Annotated in this window: 15 protein-coding genes; 7 read left to right on the forward strand and 8 right to left on the reverse strand. The window is 72.0% G+C overall.

What is annotated here, in order from left to right; translation table 11 throughout:
- Positions 1-343: 343 nt before the first annotated feature.
- Complete coding sequence (locus OG992_RS19365; protein WP_238687152.1) at positions 344-2221, reverse strand: M14 family metallopeptidase; 1878 nt, start codon at positions 2219-2221, stop codon at positions 344-346.
- Between the two features lie 210 nt (positions 2222-2431).
- On the opposite strand from OG992_RS19365, the gene OG992_RS19370 reads away from it, so the two are divergent.
- Entirely contained in the window at positions 2432-3769 is a 1338-nt protein-coding gene (locus OG992_RS19370; protein WP_238687153.1) for a C39 family peptidase, read from the forward strand.
- A 72-nt stretch (positions 3770-3841) separates the two neighbouring features.
- Here OG992_RS19370 and OG992_RS19375 read toward each other — a convergent pair whose 3' ends face one another.
- From OG992_RS19375 to mqnE, 3 genes are all read right to left on the reverse strand, one after another.
- Complete coding sequence (locus tag OG992_RS19375) at positions 3842-4123, reverse strand: DUF4229 domain-containing protein (RefSeq protein WP_238683255.1); 282 nt, start codon at positions 4121-4123, stop codon at positions 3842-3844.
- Positions 4124-4196: 73 nt separating this feature from the next.
- Positions 4197-4634: a hypothetical protein gene (locus OG992_RS19380; RefSeq protein ID WP_238683250.1), complete on the reverse strand. Its 438-nt coding sequence runs from the start codon at positions 4632-4634 to the stop codon at positions 4197-4199.
- Positions 4635-4657: 23 nt separating this feature from the next.
- Positions 4658-5827, reverse strand: a complete 1170-nt coding sequence (gene mqnE, locus OG992_RS19385) for an aminofutalosine synthase MqnE (RefSeq protein ID WP_238683249.1) — start codon at positions 5825-5827, stop codon at positions 4658-4660.
- 239 nt (positions 5828-6066) lie between these two features.
- Between mqnE and OG992_RS19390 the strand changes: the two genes are divergently transcribed.
- The 4 genes from OG992_RS19390 (at position 6067) to OG992_RS19405 (ending at position 12164) form a co-directional block, all read left to right on the forward strand.
- The gene (locus tag OG992_RS19390; RefSeq protein ID WP_238683248.1) at positions 6067-7617 is read left to right on the forward strand and encodes a C40 family peptidase; all 1551 of its coding nucleotides are present in this window, start codon (positions 6067-6069) and stop codon (positions 7615-7617) included.
- A gap of 114 nt (positions 7618-7731) precedes the next feature.
- Positions 7732-9210 carry a hypothetical protein gene (locus OG992_RS19395; protein WP_266303961.1) on the forward strand — a complete coding sequence of 493 codons (1479 nt, stop codon included), beginning with the start codon at positions 7732-7734 and terminating at the stop codon, positions 9208-9210.
- Between the two features lie 353 nt (positions 9211-9563).
- On the forward strand, positions 9564-11441 hold the full coding sequence (locus OG992_RS19400) for a DEAD/DEAH box helicase (protein ID WP_266305233.1): 1878 nt from the start codon (positions 9564-9566) through the stop codon (positions 11439-11441).
- Between the two features lie 93 nt (positions 11442-11534).
- On the forward strand, positions 11535-12164 hold the full coding sequence (locus OG992_RS19405) for a putative glycolipid-binding domain-containing protein (RefSeq protein ID WP_238683247.1): 630 nt from the start codon (positions 11535-11537) through the stop codon (positions 12162-12164).
- 34 nt (positions 12165-12198) lie between these two features.
- Here OG992_RS19405 and OG992_RS19410 read toward each other — a convergent pair whose 3' ends face one another.
- From OG992_RS19410 to OG992_RS19420, 3 genes are read right to left on the reverse strand one after another with little or no spacing between them, the layout of a single operon-like run.
- Positions 12199-13290 carry a PLP-dependent cysteine synthase family protein gene (locus OG992_RS19410; RefSeq protein ID WP_266303962.1) on the reverse strand — a complete coding sequence of 364 codons (1092 nt, stop codon included), beginning with the start codon at positions 13288-13290 and terminating at the stop codon, positions 12199-12201.
- A gap of 32 nt (positions 13291-13322) precedes the next feature.
- Positions 13323-14153 carry an SDR family oxidoreductase gene (locus OG992_RS19415; protein WP_266303963.1) on the reverse strand — a complete coding sequence of 277 codons (831 nt, stop codon included), beginning with the start codon at positions 14151-14153 and terminating at the stop codon, positions 13323-13325.
- A 50-nt stretch (positions 14154-14203) separates the two neighbouring features.
- Complete coding sequence (locus OG992_RS19420; protein WP_030486226.1) at positions 14204-14662, reverse strand: Lrp/AsnC family transcriptional regulator; 459 nt, start codon at positions 14660-14662, stop codon at positions 14204-14206.
- Positions 14663-14932: 270 nt separating this feature from the next.
- Between OG992_RS19420 and OG992_RS19425 the strand changes: the two genes are divergently transcribed.
- On the forward strand, positions 14933-15199 hold the full coding sequence (locus OG992_RS19425; protein WP_007454516.1) for a BldC family transcriptional regulator: 267 nt from the start codon (positions 14933-14935) through the stop codon (positions 15197-15199).
- A 166-nt stretch (positions 15200-15365) separates the two neighbouring features.
- Here OG992_RS19425 and OG992_RS19430 read toward each other — a convergent pair whose 3' ends face one another.
- On the reverse strand, positions 15366-15995 hold the full coding sequence (locus tag OG992_RS19430) for a UbiX family flavin prenyltransferase (protein WP_238683244.1): 630 nt from the start codon (positions 15993-15995) through the stop codon (positions 15366-15368).
- A gap of 152 nt (positions 15996-16147) precedes the next feature.
- Between OG992_RS19430 and OG992_RS19435 the strand changes: the two genes are divergently transcribed.
- Complete coding sequence (locus OG992_RS19435; protein ID WP_238683243.1) at positions 16148-17134, forward strand: terpene synthase family protein; 987 nt, start codon at positions 16148-16150, stop codon at positions 17132-17134.
- Positions 17135-17143: the final 9 nt, after the last annotated feature.

The raw sequence follows: 17143 nt of genomic DNA on the forward strand, positions 1-17143 counted from the left end.
TCGGTCGAGGAGTGTGGTGCTTCGCCGACAGGGACTTTCGTACGCCCGCCCACGAGGCGCCCTTCCTCGAGAGCGCGTTTCGCGACCGGTCCGCAGGCGACCTGGCTCGTCCCCACCGACCGGTGGGGCATCACAGTTGCGGGACAGCGCCGGGATGAGCACCGGCTTCGCTGCGGACTGGTCGCTAAGACGGTAGCGCACCGCCAGGACGTGCCGGATCGATCAAGGATTGATCGATCCGGCACGATCGGTGACCCGTCACGCACCGAGGGATTCGTCCCGGATTCAGAGGCTCGGGAACGGGTGGTGGGGCCCCGCCGGGGCGGGACGGGGCCCCACCCGATCAGGAGGACGTGATGGTGACGTTGTCCACAGCCGCCTCCACCAGGCTGGCTCCGGAAGCGTCCGCCGCCTCGACGAGCACGCGGACCGACTGGCCGGCGTACGGGGTGAGGTTGAGGTTGGCGACCGCCCAGCTCCCGTTACGGTTGCTGGCCGCGCCGGCCTGGGTGAGCAGCGCTGTGGTGCCGCCGTTGTGTACCACGCTCACCCGCAGGTAGTCCGCCGACGAGGCGTTCGAGCCGTGCGCCAGGTACCAGGCGAGCGAGAGGGTCAGGGTGCCGGACGACGGCAGGGTCACCGCCGGTGACCGGGCGCTGGTCACGCCGCCGTCGAGGTCGTAGTCACCGGCCGCCGAGCCGGCGAGCCGGCCGGTGACCAGGTCGTTGGACCCGGCGTACGGGGTGAGCTGCTTGGCCCCGGAGGACGTGGTCGCCTGGGCGGCGCCCCGCTCGAACGCGCCGACGGTGGCGGTGTCGGTGCCGCCCGGGTTGATGGTCCAGCCGGTGGCGGTCTCGAAGGTGTCCGACCAGACAGTGGTGCCGCCGCCCCCGCCGCAGTACTGCGCCTGCTTGCCGATGGCCCGGTACGGGCAGTCGGCGTACTCGCTGAGGATCAGCACCGCCTCCCGGTTGCGCGAGGTCTGCGCCGGGATCACCTCGTCGGGCGGGTAGAAGCCGCCGCCACCGGACGAGCCCGGGTACATCTCGAACGTGTACGCCCAGATGTTGTGGGTGGCCCACATCCAGTCGATGCTGTCGCCGTCGGTGATGTAGAGGTCGCTGGACTGTTCCGGGGTGTAGCCGTTGGTGGCCGCCATCTGCTGACCGATGGTGGCGAAGGTGCTGTACTGGTCGGCGTTCATCCCGGTCGCGGTGTTCGCTGTGGTGTAGCCGTACGGCCAGAGCACCAACTGCGAGTACGTGTGGAAGTCGATGTTGGCCTTGATCTGCTGCACCCCGCCGACGACCCGGCCGTTGACGAAGGTGCGCAGCGCCTGCGTCTCCGGCGCGGAGAACGCCGACGGCCCCCGGTAGGTCTCCGACGAGGTGGTGCCGGACGAGCCGCCGCAGCATCCCCAGTTGTAGGACCAGTTGCGGTTGAGGTCGGTGCCGACGTTGGACGAGCCGCTGTTGGGCTGCCGGTTCTTGCGCCAGGACCGGTACGACCCGGTGGCGATGTCGTACTCGCTGCCGTCGGGGTTGACAGTCGGCACGATCCAGAGTTCCCGGCCGTTGACGATGTTGGTGATCCGGGAGTCGCTGCCGTAGTTGTCGGTGAAGAGGTTGAGCAGGTAGATCGCCATCTCGACGGTCAGGTGCTCACGGGCGTGCTGCTGGGAGTTGAACAGGATCTCCGGCTCGTTCTCGTCGGTGCCGACGTTGTCGGAGATCTTCACCGCCATCAGGTCGCGGCCCTCGTACGACGAACCGATGCTGATCTTGCGGGCGATCGCCGGGTGGTCGGCGACTACCTGGTTCACGACGGCGGTCAGTTCCGCGTAGTCGTGGTAGTTCGAGTCGGCCGGCGGGAAGGCAAGCGCGCCGAACTCGCCGGCGCCGCGCTCGGCGTTGGGTGGCGGGGCGAGCGGTTCCAGCCGGAAGCCGAGCTTGCCGATCGCGGCGGCCTCGCTCGCGGTGGCCGAGATGTGCAGCACGCCGTGTTCGGAGTAGTCGATGGCGGCTCCGGTGCGGGCCACCGCGTTGCGGTCGTCGAGGGTCCGGGGCCCGAGCACCCGGTAGCCGGCGGCGGCCTGCTCAGCGGTGCGGTCCGGTGCCGGTCGGGCGCCGACCGGGCCGGCGGCGACTGTGACGATGCCCAGCCCGGTGACGACAGCGAGCACCAGGACACGGCGGAGGGGGATGGGCGTGCGGAGGGCCATGGACTACCTCCTCGATGGGCGGGAGATCCCGCTCGGTGAAGGACACTTCACCACCTGTCACATGGTCATATCAACATTGATCGCTGCGTTGACCATCCCAAGCGGATCATCATGGCGGCAATGATTTTCCACCTATCAACATCTGGCGAAACTTCCCTCCAAGCGGAAAACTGACCAGCGACGATGCCCCCACGACACCGCGGAGCACCAATGGCCAGATCCCGCCTGCGCGCGGCCGCCCTCGCCGGCGTCACCACGCTCACCCTGCTCACCAGCGCCGCGCCCGCGCTGGCGGCCCACCCGCCCGCCCCCGCCCACGACGAGCAGATCACCTACCAGGACTGGTCCGGGCCTGCCGACTGGCACCGGGGCAGCCGGGCCGGCACCCGCGTCGTGCCCGGCGCCCGAGCGGGCGTCACACTGGCCCGCCCGGCCGGCACCATCGAGTACGCGGACCCGCACACCGGTGCCACCCAAACCTGGGAGTACGGCACCTGGACCTCGCCGGTGACCCCTGTCGGGTTCGACGCCACCGAGCTGATCGCCTCCTGGAACGCGGAGACCCCCGCCGGCACCTGGATCCAGGTGGAGATGCAGGGCAGCTACACCAGCGGCGACCAGACCCCGTGGTACGTCCTGGGTCGCTGGGCGTCCGGCGACACCGACATCTTGCGGACCAGCGTCAACCGGCAGGGCGACCCCTGGTCGACGATCTGGACCGACACCTTCAGCATCGACGACGCCACCGCCGGCGTGCTGCTGCGGTCCTACCAGCTCAAACTGACCCTCTACCGCACACCCGGGCAGAGCGCCGCCCCGGTGGTCCGGATGTTGGGCGCGATGAGTTCCACGGTGCCGGACCGGTTCACAGTGCCGCCGAGCGCAGGGCACATCGCCTGGGGCCGGGAGCTGCCGGTGCCGCGCTACTCGCAGAACGTGCACTCCGGGCACTACCCCGAGTACGACGGCGGCGGCGAGGCGTGGTGCTCACCCACCTCGACGGAGATGGTGGTCGAGTACTGGGGACGCCAACCGTCGGCGGCCGACACCTCCTGGGTGGACCCGACCTACCCCGACCCGACTGTCAACCACGCCGCGCGGATGACCTACGACTACGCGTACGACGGGGCGGGCAACTGGCCGTTCAACACCGCGTACGCGGCAAGCTTCCCCGGGCTGGAGGGCCGGGTGACCCGGCTGCACTCACTGGACGAGCTGGAGCGTTTCATCGCCGCCGGCATCCCCGTCGTGACCAGCCAGTCCTTCCTCGCCAGTGAGCTGGACGGGGCGAACTACGGCACTTCCGGGCACCTCTTCGTGGTGGTCGGCTTCACCGCCGACGGCGACGTGATCGTCAACGACCCGGCCTCGTCCAGCAACGACGTGGTGCGCAACGTCTACAAGCGTGCGCAGTTCGAGCAGATCTGGCTGCGTACCAAGCGCACCAACGCCAGCGGTGGCGTCTCCGGTGGCTCCGGCGGCATCGCGTACCTGATCAAGCCGACGTCAAAGCCCTGGCCCAAGGTCCCCGGCTCCACCAACTGGTAGACCCAACCCCCGCACGTGTTGATCAAGAGGTTTGCGTCACCAGAACGGCTTCCGGTGACGCAAACCTCTTGATCAACGTGGGGGGTCGGTGGGGTCGGGGGCGGGGGTTTGGTCTTCGCCGGCCAGGGCGGAACGGAGGCGTTCCTTCTCGGTGCGGCGGCGCTCGGCCGCTTCGGCAATCTCCCCGGCCATCTCGTCCCGCCAACCGCGCAGCAGGAAGAAGGAGAGCGCGGCGGAGAACACCAGCGCCAGCATCAGCTTCAGGAACACGTTCATGTCGACCAGCCAGAGGCCCGCCAGCACGGCGACGAACAGCCCGATCCGGCCCAGCGTGTACTTGAGCGCGGCGCTCACCCGCACCACTCCGTTCTCTCCGTCGCCCGCCACTGACGGCGGAAGGGTCGAGCCGCCCGACGGGCGGTCGTGGTCAGCCGGTCCGGCGGGCCAGCCAGCGGACACCCGGGAACCAGAGGGCCGCGTACGCCACAGTGAACGCCCCCGCCGCCAACGCGCCGGAGAGCAGCGGCGGCAACCCCGCGCCCAGACCGGCGATCAGCAGCCCGGCGAACACCCCGACGGCAGCGGCGACCACCGCCGCCACCACCCGGGCCGCGCCGAACTCCCAGGCCCGGAAGTCGTCCCAGAACAGCCAGGCCGGCAGGATCACCGCCAGCCAACCGTTCGTGTGCCCGAAGTCGCCGGCGCCGATCGAGGCGAACGCCCAGTCGAACAGCACCAACGCGAGCGCGCCGATGACCAGGCCAGCCAGGCACACCCCGAGCAGATCGCCCAGGGTACGGATGCGGCCCTCGGCGTCCCGGCGGGGAAAGCCGCCCTGCTGCTCAGGTCCTCGTTGCTCGGTCATCGACTGCGAGGGTACGTGGTGGCTCAGGCCCAGACCTGCTGCGGCTCGGCGCGCCGCTGCGCCAGCGACGGGGCCTTGTCGTACTCCCGGACCACGTTGTAGCGGGTGTCCCGCTCGACGGGCTGGAAGCCGGCGTCCCAGATCAGGTGCAGCAGGTCGTCCCGGTGCATGGTGTTCGGGGTGCCGTACGAGTCGGCGTCGTGGGTGATCTTGTATTCGACGACGGAGCCGTCCAGGTCGTCCACGCCGAAGTTCAGCGAGAGCTGAGCCACCGACAGCCCGTGCATCACCCAGAAGTTCTTCAGGTGCGGCACGTTGTCGAAGAGCAGCCGGGAGACGGCGAACGTCTTCAGCGACTCGGCCGGCGAGGCCATCGTCGTGCGCGCCTGGATCCGGTTACGGATCTTGCCGTCCGCCGAGTCGACGAAGTCGTGCTGGTAGCGCAGCGGGATGAAGACCGCGAAGCCGCCGGTCTCGTCCTGCAACTCGCGCAGCCGCAGCACGTGGTCGACGCGGTGCCGGGGCTCCTCGATGTGGCCGTACAGCATCGTCGCCGGGGTCTTCATGCCCTTGCTGTGCGCCAGGGCGTGGATGCGCGACCAGTCTTCCCAGTGGCAGGCGTGGTCGACGATGTGCTGCCGGACCTCCCAGTCGAAGATCTCCGCGCCGCCACCGGTCAGCGACTCCAGACCGGCGTCCATCAGCTCGTCGAGGATCTCGTCGGCGCTCAGACCGCTGATCTTCTCGAACCACTGCACCTCGGTCGCCGTGAAGCACTTGAGCTTGACGTTCGGCAGCGCCGCCTTCAGCTCGCGCAGCACCTTCGGGTAGTAACGCCAGGGCAGCGTGGGGTGCAGGCCGTTGACGATGTGCAACTCGGTGAGCTGCTCGTCCTCCATCTCCTTGGCCTTGCGGACCGCCTCGTCGATACGCATCGTGTACGCGTCCTTCTCGCCCGGCTTGCGCTGGAACGAGCAGTACGCACAGGACGCCGAACAGACGTTCGTCAGGTTGAGGTGCCGGTTGACGTTGAACATCACCCGCTCGCCGTTCAGCTCGGTGCGCTTGTGGTGCGCCAGCCGCCCCAGCCAGGTCAGGTCGTCGCTCTCGTAGAGGGCGACCCCGTCCTCCCGGGTCAGCCGCTCACCGGCGTACACCTTCGCTTCGAGCTCACGCTTGAGTCCGGCGTCCATGGCACGTCCCTTCCACCTGCGGTCCGGATCGAGCGTACGTCGCGGTGCCGACGGACCCGGCGGCACGGTCGCCGGCAGCGACCCACTTCACCAGACTCTCAGCCTCCCGTAACCCGACAACGCATCGACATGAGTGGCGCGGTGCGGTAGTAACAAGGTGGGGCGGAACACACACACTGGTACCGTCCCGGCGGTCGCGCCCACCGAGCGCGGCGACGAGCGGTTGGACGGGGAGCGGCATGGTCTACAGCGGGCGCGGGCGACGGCAGCGACGACGGAGCCCGGTGATCTCGCCGGTCCTGCGTCCGAAGCTCTGGGCCGCCCTGCTCGGCGCGATCGCCGCGGCCGTGCTGGCCACCCCGGCGTACGCGGAGCCCGGCGTGCCGACCACAGTGCCGGACACCGGTTCGCGCCCGGCGGTCACCGGCTCGCTCCAGCTGCCCGGCGGCGCGCCGGTCGCTGGCGTACCCGCCCCTCCGGTGGTCAACATCGGCAACGGTCCGCTGGCCACCGCGATCTCCGCCGGTGAGGTTCAGGTCGGCGCGCTCGGCGAGGATTTGCTCGTGAAGCGGCAGAAACGCGTCGATGCGCAGGCGCAGCTCGACGCCGCCGGCAAGGCGCTGGCGACCGCACAGGACGCCCTGCTCCGGGCCCAGCAGACGGCCGACACCGCCGCCGCCGAGGCAGTCAAGGCCGCCGCCGCGCTGCCGCCGGGCGACTTCGCCCAGGACATCCGTGGGCTCAGCCGCCTCCAGGCGATCACCCGTGGCGAGAAGGTCGACGGCGGCACCACCGGCGTGGCCGGGGAGCTGTCCCGGGCCCGCGCCGGCGAGCAGACCGCGTACCAGAAGCACAGCCAGGCCAAGGATCTGCTCGTCGCCGCCGAGGCGGAGTTCACCGCCGGTGAGACGGCGCTCCGCACCGCCGAGGCGAGCCTGCTCAAGCTGCGCCGGGACAACGCCGCCGCGCTGATCGAGATCGAACGTCAGCAGGAAGCCTCCGAGCAGCAGATCGGCGCTGGCTACGTCTCCAACCAGAGCATCAGCGGCATGGCCGCGCACCCCCGGGCGCTGGCCGCGGTCCGGTACGCGCTCGCCCAACTCGGCGATCCGTACAAGTGGTCCGAGGAGGGGCCGAACCAGTTCGACTGCTCCGGCCTGATGTGGGCGGCGTACCGGTCCCCCGGCGCCGACTACTTCGACCTGCCCCGGGTCTCCCGCGACCAGTACGCCGCCACCCGGGGCCGCACCGTCCCGCAGAGCGCGCTGCTCCCCGGCGACCTGCTCTTCTTCGCCTCGGGCAGCAGCTGGACGACGATCCACCACGTCGGCATGTACATCGGCAACGGCAAGATGGTGCAGGCGCCCACCACTGGCGACGTCGTCAAGATCTCGGTCGTCCGCTGGTCCCGGCTCTACGCCGCCACCCGGGTGATCGGCGCGGTGCCGGCACCCCCGGTCGTGACCAATCCGACCCCGCCGGTCTCGACCCCGAAGCCGAGGCCGACACCGTCGCCCACGAAGACCACCAAGCCGACGCCGACACCGTCGCCCACGAAGACCACCAAGCCGACGCCCACTCCGACGCCGACGCTGACGACCACCCCGACGCCCACCCCCACCGGCAGCACCACGCCGAAGCCGTCGAACACCCCGAGCAACACTCCGACGACCACGCCGAAGGCCAGCACGAGCGCGACGGGCAGCACCTCTCCGACGACCACGCCGAAGGCCAGCACGAGCGCGACGGGCAGCCCCAGCGCCGCGGGCAGCCCCAGCGCCACTGGCTGATCCGCCACGACCGGCTCCGGCTGTCCGCTCGGGAAGATCTGTGGCACCGTGACAACCAGGCACATCCGACTCGACGTCACGGGTCCGGGTGCGAGCATGGCGCGGAGGGCGGAAATGGCCGAGCAGAGAGATCCGGCGGAGACTGTCGACCCCGTGGTCGACCAGGCCGGCCCACCAGGGCCGGACACCGCCGACCCGGTGGCCGCCAGCGACGCCAGCCCGGCTACCAGCAGCTCGACAGGCAGCGACACCATCTCGGCGAACGCCGGCTCCGCTGACAGCGACGCCGCACCTGCTGTCAGCGGCCGGGTCGGCAGCGACACGGCAGCGGACGCCTCGACCGAGGCCGACGACGACGCATCCGCCGGCGGCGACGAGCGGCAGAGCCCGGCCGCGGCACCGGTCCGCGCACGTGCCAGCGTCGTGACCGCCGGTGCTCTCCGCAGTGATCTGCCGGCCAGCGCTCCGGTCACCGCGACCACCTACCGTGCGACCGGCTCGGCCAGCCCGGCCGACGTGTCGTTGCCGGGGCAGCGAAGCGACTCCTCCGCGCCGGCCCGGGCCAGCGCCACGGTTCCGAGCAGCAGCCGGGGCACTGCCAGCGCCCTGGGCACCCCGGACCGCCGCGAGAGCGCGCCCGGCGTCTATCGAGCCGCGCCGGTGGGTGCCGAGCCGGCCCAGCCTCCGACGCCGTCGACTCCGGAGCCGGAGCCGGACCCCACGCCACCCGGCCCCGGGCCGACCCAGCCGTCGCCACCGGAACCGGAGCCCGCGCCGGCCCCTGGCCCGTACCCGCCCAGTCCGGTGCCGACGCCGGGTCCTCGACCCACGCCGCCACCCGGTCCGGTTCCGCCCGTTCCGGGCCCGCCCACCCCGCCGCCCTCGCCGGTGCCGCCCATCCCCGGCCCGCCGACGCCGCCCGTCCCGAGCCCGCCGCTGCCGCCACCCGGTCCGCCGGTGCCGGCACCACCGGCCCCGCCCGGCCCGATGCCGGCACCGCCGTTCCCGCCGCCGCCCGCGATGATCGACACGCCCGGCGTACGAGCCAGCGCTTCGGTCTCCGCACCGCCGGCCGGGTGGCCGTCCCCCGGTGGGGCGACCCGGCCGACGTCCGGTGCCGGATGGGCCGGTGCGCCTGCCTCCGCGCCGCCGGTGGTGCCCGCACCAGCGCTGCCGAGCTGGCCACCGTCCACCGCCGGTGCCCCAGCGTCGACCGGGAACCCCGGGAACTCCCGCGTGACCGCGCCGCCGAGTGGCCCACCGGCTGGTTCCGCCGGACGGGACGCTGCCGGCACCCGTGGTGAGCGGCACGACAGCCGCACCGATCTGGCCGGCACCGTCTACGGCAACGGCGAGGGGGCCGGCTTCACCACTGTCGCGATACCCGCCAACGCGGTGGAGACCTCCGGCTCGCTGACCGGGCACATCCTGGCCCAGGGCTGGTCCGACACGCCGGCTGAGCGGTCCAGCAACGCCCGGGTGATGATCGTCCTGGCCGCCGCTCTGGGGCTGCTGGTCGCGATCAGTGTCATGGTCGTCCTGCTGGCCGGCGACGCCCTGGACGGTCTGGTGGGCAGCGTGCTCAAGGGGTGAGCCAGCGAGGGCCAGCGATGGTGAGTCCGCCCACTACGGTCGGTCAACCGGCTGGCGGCTTCGCCAGACCGCCGTACACTGGCTGAGATCACTGACCCGGCGCGCGTGGTGTGCGCCCCTGGGCGATCTTGCGGGCGATCCGGCGGTACAGCCGCGGCAGGCCATCGCGAAGATGCGCCCCGCTCGAAAGGTTTTTGTTGACCACCTCTGCTGACCCCAGCACCGTTACGTCCGTTTTCAACTCAGTCCCGGCGGCCGACGCCGCCCGGGAGCAGCTCGACGTCGCCCCGAGCGAAGCCGGCACCCCGCCGGTAGCGACCGCGCAGGCCGAGCCGACCGAGACCGCCGAGCCGATGAGCTTCGCCGCTCTCGGCCTGCCCGAGCCGCTGGTCCGCGCGCTGGCGCAGCAGGGCATCACCAGCCCGTTCGAGATCCAGCGGGCCACCGTTCCGGACGCGCTCGCCGGCCGCGACGTGCTGGGCCGCGGGCAGACCGGCTCGGGCAAGACGCTCGCGTTCGGGCTGCCGATGATCGCCCGGCTGGCCACCCGCAACCGGGCCCGGCCGATGCGTCCGCGCGCCCTGGTCCTGGTGCCTACCCGCGAGCTGGCCATGCAGGTCAACGACGCTCTGGTGCCGCTGGGCAAGTCCGTCGGCATCTTCCTCAAGACCGCCGTCGGCGGCGTTCCGTACGACCGTCAGATCGACGCGCTGCGCCGCGGCGTGGAGATCATCGTGGCCACCCCGGGCCGGCTCGGCGACCTCATCGAGCGGGGCATCTGCCAGCTCGACGACGTCGAGGTCACGGTGCTCGACGAGGCCGACCAGATGGCCGACATGGGATTCCTCCCCGAGGTGACCGATCTGCTGGCGAAGACGCCCGCGAACGGTCAGCGGCTGCTCTTCTCGGCCACCCTGGACGGTGACGTCGACGCGTTGGTCAGGCGGTTCATGACCGACCCGGTCACCCACTCCACGGCGCCGTCCACCGCTTCGGTGTCCACCATGGACCACCACATGCTGTTGATCCCGCCGCACGAGAAGTTCCCGGTGGCGGCCTCGATCGCCGCCCGGGACGGCCGGACCATGGTCTTCGCCCGTACCCAGCTCGGGGTGGACCGGCTGGTCGAGCAGCTCGCGGCCGTCGGCGTACGCGCCGGTGGGCTGCACGGCGGCAAGACCCAGCGGATGCGCACCAAGACGCTCGCCGAGTTCCGTGAGGGCCGGATGAACGTGCTGGTCGCCACGGACGTGGCGGCGCGAGGCATCCACGTCGACGGAGTCACCCTGGTGCTGCACGTCGACCCGCCGAAGGACCCCAAGGACTACCTGCACCGCGCGGGGCGTACCGCCCGGGCCGGCGAGTCGGGCGCTGTCGCCACGCTGGTGCTGCCCAAGCAGCGTCGCACCACCCTGGCGATGATGGAGAAGGCCGGCGTCGCGCCGGCCGAGACCCGGGTCCGGGTCGGGGACGCGGCGTTGGCCGAACTGGTCGGCGCCCGCGAGCCCAGCGGCGTCCCGGTTCGCGTCGAGGCGGAGCCCCGGGGCTACGGCGACCGCTCCGGCGGGCCGCGCCGATACGACGACCGCTCCGGCGGCCCGCGTCGGTTCGGTGACCGCACGGGAGGCGAGCGCCGCTACGGCGACCGTCCGCAGGGCGACCGGCGCTTCGGCGACCGGCCCACCGGCGAGCGCCGCTTCGGCGACCGCCCGCAGGGTGACCGGCGCTTCGGCGACCGGCCCACCGGCGAGCGCCGCTACGGCGACCGGCCCACCGGCGAGCGCCGCTTCGGCGACCGCCCGCAGGGCGACCGGAGCTACAGCGACCGCCCGCAGGGTGAGCGGCGCTTCGGCGACCGGCCGCAGGGCGAGCGGCAACACAGCGACCGCCCGCAGGGCGACCGCAGCTACGGTGACCGGCCGCAGGGCGAGCGGCGTTACGCCGATCGGGACACCCGGGGGCACGGCGACCGTCCGCAGGGCGAGCGTCGGTTCGGCGACCGTCCGCAGTTCGGTGACCGCGACGGTCGGGGCGACCGACCGACCGGCGAGCGGCGCTTCGGCGACCGGCCGCAGGGTGAGCGGCGCTTCGGCGACCGGGACGCTCGGGGTGGGTTCCGCCCGGAGAGCCGGGTCCGGGATGACCGGCCCCGCGACGACCGGCCCCGCGAGGACCGCCCGCGTGACGATCGGCGCGGGTTCGGCGGGCGACCGGCAGCGCGTACCCACTGATTGATCCACCGAACGCCGTCGTGAAGCCCAGGCTTCACGGCGGCGTTCGCGCATGCCCTGCCGATACCGAGCAGGTCGCGTAACGTCCGGCTCATGCCGACCATGCCGAAGTCAATCTTCTGGTCCCGGACGGACACCGCCGGCAGCGAGCAGGTTCTGCTCGACGACGGCCACGGGTTGGCGGCCCGGGGCACTCTGCTCGCCGTGGACCCGATCCCGTGGACCGCCCGCTACCAGCTGACCACCACGCCGGACTGGGCCACCACCCGCGTCGAGGTCGAGGCAGAGGGTCTCGGCTGGCTGCGCCGGGTGACCCTGGAGCGGGCCGCGGGCCGCTGGAGGGTGACCACCGCCGAGCAGGGCGACCTGGACGCGGCCCTGGTCGCGGCCGGTCATCGCCGGGCCGGTCTGCCGGGTACGGACGACCCGGACCGGCTGGCCGACGCGCTCGACGTCGACCTGAGCGGTTCGCCGCTGTTCAACACCCTGCCGGTCCACCGGCTTCGGATGGCGGCCGAGCCGGCCGACGTGGCGCACCGGATCACCGTTGCCTGGGTGCTGCTGCCCGGCTTGGAGGTGGTGCCGGCGGAACAGATCTACACCGGGCTCGGGCCGGGTCGGGTGCGCTTCGCCAGCGGCACCTTCACTGCCGACATCGATCTGGACGACAGCGGCTACGTGGTGCGCTACCCCGGGCTGGCCGAACGGATCGACCCGCGCTGATCACCGGACCGGCGGCAGGCCCCGCCGATCGGCCTCAGGCGGGCCAGGCCCCGCTGGCCAGGAAGCGGTCGATGGTGGCCAGGTGCGGGGTCAGGTCGAGGCCCTGGGCGGCCACCCAGTCGTCGGCGTAGTACGTGTCGGCGTACCGGTCGCCCGGGTCGCAGATCAACGTCACCACCGAGCCGGTCCGACGCTCGGCGAGCATCGCGGCGATCAGGCCGAACGCGCCCCACAGGTTGGTGCCGGTGGACCCGCCCACCCGGCGGCCGAGCAGCGCCGATCCAGCGCGCATGGCGGCCAGCGACGCCGCGTCCGGCACCTGGACCATCCGGTCCACCACCGAGGGCAGGAACGACGCCTCGACTGTGGGCCGGCCGATCCCCTCGATGCGGGAGCCCTTGCCGGTGCGTACCGACCAGTCGGCGGCCAGCCAGGCCGGATAGAACGCCGAGTTCTCCGGGTCGACCACGCAGAGCTTGGTGGCAAGCCTGCGATACCGGGCGTAGCGGCCGATGGTCGCGCTGGTGCCCCCGGTGCCGGCGCCCACCACGACCCAGGCGGGGATCGGGTGCCGCTCCAACTCCAACTGCGCGTAGATCGACTCGGCGATGTTGTTGTTGCCCCGCCAGTCGGTCGCCCGCTCGGCGTAGGTGAACTGGTCCATGAAGTGCCCGCCGGAGTCCTCGGCGAGCCACCGGGCCTCGACCACCACGCTCGCCGGGTCGTCCACCAGATGGCACCGGCCGCCCTGGAACTCGATCTGCGAGATCTTCTCGGGCGAGGTGGAGGCGGGCATCACCGCGATGAACGGCAGGCCCAGCATCCGGGCGAAGTACGCCTCGGAGACCGCCGTGGAACCCGACGACGCCTCGACGATCGTGGTGCACGGCCCGATCCAGCCGTTGCAGAGCCCGTAGAGGAACAGTGAGCGGGCCAGCCGGTGCTTCAGCGAACCGGTGGGGTGTGACGACTCGTCCTTGAGGTAGAGGTCGATCCCCCATTCCCGAGGCAGCGGGAACGGCAGCAGGTGGGTGTCGGCGGACCGGTTCGCGTCTGCCTCGACGGCGGCGATCGCCTCGGTCACCCAGGTTCGGCTGGATTCGTCGCACCGGTCGAGATGAGTCACGCTCGGAAACCTAGCAAGCGGGCCAGCGGTGGTCAGCGCGGGTCCGGCGGCTTTGACCTGCGGCGTTGGCGGCGCTGACCGGCGCGGCCGGTGGCCCGGACCAGCGGGGTGAGCGCGACGGCCAACCTGGGCAGTGCGTCCAACAGGCGCACCTGGGCTCCCCGCCAGCGAGGCAGGCTGACCACCGGACGTGGCCGGCGGGCCAGCCGGACCGCCCGCGCCGCCACCTGCTGCGCGGTCAGCATCGATCCGGTGAACGAGGCCACCGCACCCGGGTCGTCCAGCCGGTCATGCAGCATCGGGGTCCAGATGCCGTCCGGGCAGAGGCAGGAGACATGCACCCCCCGGTACCCGGCCATCCGCAGGTCGGACAGGGTGCCGAGGCTGAACGCCAGCAGGGCGTGCTTGCTGGCCGCGTACACCGTCTCGCCGGGCGCGGCGACGAGCCCGGCCAACGAGACGACGTTGAGCACGTGGCCGTGGCCCTGCCCCCGCATCACGCTCAGCGCGGCGAGGGTGCCGTTCATGGCGCCGTGGGTGTTCACGTCGAGCACCCGACGGCGGGTCGCGGCGTCGTGATCCCACGACGCCCCGGTGACCAGGATGCCGGCGTTGTTGACCCAGAGGGCGAGGTCACCCCGGTCCGCCGCGTTCGCGGCGATGGCGGCGCAGGCGGCCTCGTCCCGGACGTCCAGGGCGGCCGACCAGCCGCCGAGCGGCGCCGCGGCAGTCTGCACCGCCACCGGGTCGAGGTCGGTGAGCAGCACCGACCAACCGTCGGTGTGCAGCGCGGCGGCGATGGCGCGGCCCAGGCCGCCGGCAGCGCCGGTCACCACGGCCACGGGACGCGCCGGCGGGGTCATCGGCGCACGCTACCGCCGGCCGCCCCGGCGACACCAGGGGTACGCGGCGGTCAGGCCGCGGGTGGGCCGACCGGCTGGGGGCGGTTCTCCCACTTGGTGGAGAGCGCGATGGCGGTACGGGTGGAGGCCACCCCCGGCGTCCGGTTCAACCGCACGATCAACTGCTCCAGCTCGGCGATCGTGCCGACCCGCGCCTTGAGCAGGAACGACTCCACGCCGGCCATGAAGTAGCAGGACTCGATCTCGGGCAGCACCCGCAGTGACTCGAGCATGTCGTCGGTGTCGGCACCGGAGTCCTCGACGATGCCGATCAGCGCGGTGACACCCAGCCCGATCGACTCCGGGGCCACGTCCGCGCGGTAGCCCCGCACCACGCCGCTGCTCTCCAGCTTGCCGACCCGCTCGTGCACGGCCGGGGCCGAGAGGCCCACCTGTCGGGCCAACTCGGCGTACGAGAGGCGGGCGTTGCCGCGCAGCAGGTCGACGAGGCTCAGGTCGATGGCATCCACAGAGAGTGACCTTAACCGCTGACGCGTAACGTGCGGCCTTCGGCACCCGTTGGACTGAGCGGTGAGTCACTGTTCATAAACCGCCGGTCAGGGCAGAGGTAGCACCAGTAACATTACTAACTCCCCACTCAGTGCATTTTTCGCGTTTGGGCGGACAGGCCATGTCCCTGGTGCTGTAATTGCCATACGTCCCTCATGACGGCTCTGGGCTACGCACCAGCCGGGGGCAGTGTGTTCAGCCGGGGGCTTCGTCGACGCGAGGAGGGGGCTGTGGACACTGGAGATCGCCTGCTGACACCGGGTGAGGTCGCCGCGCTGTTTCGGGTAGACCCGAAAACTGTGACGAGATGGGCGGCGGCCGGCCGGATAGGAAGCATCCGGACTCCAGGCGGGCATCGCCGGTTTCGGGAATCCGAGGTGCGAGCCCTGCTTGAGGGGGAGGGCATGCTGGACGAGGTGGATGAGGTCGGTAAGCCACGCAATGTGGGGCCGGCGGCATCCACGGGGCCGGGTCCGGCCAACGCCGGCATGTACTGAACTGGTGCGGACAACGCCACGCGGACCGGACACCAGTCCGGTCCGCGTCCCGCTTCGGCCAACCGCCGGGCGGCAGCACCGCTCGTGCTGAGCAGCGGCAACGATGCCAGCGCGCGAGCGGACGGCCCAGCGCGAGCGGGACGGCGTCGCTTCGGGCCGCGCCGGCTCAGTTGCGGGCTGCGCCGAGCTGGCCGGACCACCGCCGGAACAGGGTGTGCTTGACGCCGAGCGCGTCCAGCACCTTGCCGGCCACGAAGTCGACCAACTGCTGCGCGCTGGCCGCCGCCCCGGCGCCGTAGAAGCCGGGGCTGGCCGGCAGCACCACAGCGCCCGCGTCGTGCAGGGCGATGAGGTGCTCCAGGTGGCTGCGGGTCACCGGTGTCTCCCGGGGGACCAGCACCACGGGACGGCGTTCCTTGAGGTTGACCTCTGCGGCGCGCTGCAACAGGTCCTTGGAGAGCCCGATCGCGATGCCCGCGCAGGCGGCCGTGCTGGCCGGGACCACCGCCATTCCGCGTACCCGGTAGGAGCCGCTGCTCGGCCCTGCGGCCAGGTCGCCGGCCGGCCAGTGCCGCACATCCGCAGTGGTCAGGTCCCGATCCAGCCAGGCGGCGAGGTCCTCGGCCCAGTGCCCGTCACGGAAGGATCGGCCGGTCTCGTCGAGCACAGTGAGTCGTGCCGCCCGGGACACGATCAGGTCCACCGGCTCGCCCGCGTCGAGCAGCCCGCCGATGACGGCCGCCGCGTACGGCGTCCCGGAGGCACCGGAGACCCCGACCACCCATGGTTCCCGCATGCCCCCAGCCTGCCTGGTCCGGCTGACCCGCTGGTGGGCACCCCCGGGGTTGGTCCGGTCCGACATGTCGGACGGGGTACCTGTCCACCCCACCGACCTGGCATGCTGCCGCTGGCGATTCGCACCGGAACCATCTCGAAGAGGAGGCATCGGTGACGACCGGCGAGATCCTCCGGACGCTGCGTGCCGAATGTCCGATCCCGCCCCGACTTCCACCACCACACACCGATCGTGTGCAGGACTGGCTGCTCGGTCTGCTGCCCGAGCTTGGCCTTCCACTGGACGACGTCGCGCTGCGCCGGCTGTCCCGGGGCGCCTTCGCCCGGTACGCCGCGCGGCTCTACCCGGCGGCGACCGAAGCCGACCTGCGGATGTTGGCCGCGCTGTTCACCTGGTTCTTCCTTGTCGACGACGCCTGCGACGGGCCGAATCGGTTGACGCCGGAGCAGATCCGGGCGCTGCGCAACGGCACCCTGGCGCTGCTGCACGGCGGCACCCGGCTGCGGCAGGCAGGGCTGACCGGCCCGCTGCGGCGACTGCTGGTGCTGGCCTGGCGGGAGCCGCGCCGCCGGATGCCGGCACGGTGGCGGCAGCGTTTCGCCGACGCGGTGGCCCGACACCTCGACGGCACCTGGCAGGAGGCCGTCACCAAGGAGGCCGGCCGCCGTCCCGGCGTGGACGAATACGTCGAGCTACGTCGGTCGACGTCGGCAGCGGAGGTGTCGTATCCGCTCGTGGAGTTCGTCAGCGGCCGGCCACTGCCCGACCCGGTCTACCACCACCCGCTGCTGCGTCAGATCGCCCGCACCGGCAACGACCTGCTCTCCTGGTACAACGACCTGGCCTCGTTGGAACGGGACCGGGTGACCGCCGGCGGGCACAACCTGGTCCTCGCCATCGAGACCGAACTGGGCGTTCCGGAGGCGGAGGCGGCCGAGCGGGCGGCCGAGCGCTGGCGGGAGGCGATGCGGCGCTTCGTCGCGTTGCGTGCCACGGTGCCGTCGTTCGGGCCGGCGTTGGACGAGACGGTCGCCGACCATCTCGACGGGATCGCGAACGCCGTGCGCGGGACCATCGACTGGACCTTCGAGAGCGCCCGCTACCCGGTCAGCACCACCCCGCCAGCCCCGGGGCCGTAGGCCGAGCCG

It is taken from the genome of Micromonospora sp. NBC_00362, assembly GCF_026342155.1.
GTDB classification, from domain to species: Bacteria; Actinomycetota; Actinomycetes; order Mycobacteriales; family Micromonosporaceae; genus Micromonospora; species Micromonospora hortensis.